This is a genomic window from Streptomyces malaysiensis subsp. malaysiensis (assembly GCF_040653035.1).
GTDB classification, from domain to species: domain Bacteria; phylum Actinomycetota; class Actinomycetes; order Streptomycetales; family Streptomycetaceae; genus Streptomyces; species Streptomyces malaysiensis.
In genome coordinates this window covers 1-1,110 of sequence record NZ_JBEZNG010000094.1, presented here as the reverse complement: position 1 = coordinate 1,110, position 1,110 = coordinate 1, and the positions used below count along the sequence as shown (strand labels likewise).

The 1,110-nt window shown below is 65.9% G+C and carries 1 protein-coding gene; it reads right to left on the bottom strand.

The window, feature by feature from the left end:
* On the bottom strand, positions 1-1,110 hold a 1,110-nt coding region (locus AB0E24_RS45930), incomplete at both ends, for a beta-ketoacyl synthase N-terminal-like domain-containing protein (protein WP_359386043.1).

Below are 1,110 nucleotides of genomic sequence, written 5' to 3'. Positions count from 1 at the left end.
TCGGCCGTCAGACGGGCGTTGGTCAGTGCCTGTCGGATGACGCGCTGCTGCGAAGGACCATTCGGGGCCGTCAGCCCGTTCGACGCACCATCCTGATTCACCGCCGAACCCCGCACCACCGCCCACACGCGATGGCCGTTCCGCCGCGCATCCGACAGCCTCTCCAGGACCACCATGCCCACGCCCTCGGAGAGCCCTGTCCCGTCGGCCGCGTCGGCGAACGCCTTGCAACGGCCGTCGGCAGCCAGTCCCCCTTGCCGGGCGAAATCGGTGAACGTATTGGGAGTGGCCATCACCGTCACTCCGCCGGCGAGAGCCAGCGAGCATTCGCTCTGCCGCAGCGACTGGCACGCCAAATGGAGTGCCACCAGCGACGAAGAGCAGGCCGTATCGACGGTCAGCGCCGGGCCTTCCAGTCCGAACAGGTACGAGATCCGGCCGGAAGCCACGCTGCCGGCGCTGCCGTTGCCCAGGTAGTTTTCGAGTCCCTCGGGAACCTCTCGTAACCTCGTGCCGTAGTCCTGGTACATCAGCCCGGCGAACACTCCGGTTTGGCTTCCGCGCAACGACTTCGGCTGTATACCCGCGCGTTCCAGCGCCTCCCAGGACACCTCCAGCAACAGCTGTTGCTGCGGATCCATCGCCAGCGCCTCACGCGGTGAAATCCCGAAGAACTCGGCGTCGAAGTCCATGGCGTCGTACAGGAAACCCCCCACACCTGCATGGGATCTCACCTCGGACGATTCCAGGTCCCATCCCCGATCCGTCGGGAATCCCGACACCGCATCACCATCGGACACCACCAGCTGCCATAGGTCGTCCGAAGATGCGACACCGCCGGGATACCTGCATGCCATACCCACAATGGCGATGGGCTCCTCCACCGCCGACACCACCACCGCACCTGCCGGAGCGCCCTCCTCCACAGCACCGGTCAACTCCACCAACAGATAACGAGTGAGGGCGAGGGGACTGGGGTGGTCGAAGACCAAGGTCGCGGGCAGGCGCAGCCCGCTGGCCTGGTTGAGACGGTTACGCAGCTCGACAGCGGTCAGCGAATCGAAACCCAGATCCTTGAACGCCCGCTCCGGCTCGACCTCCTCCGCACCC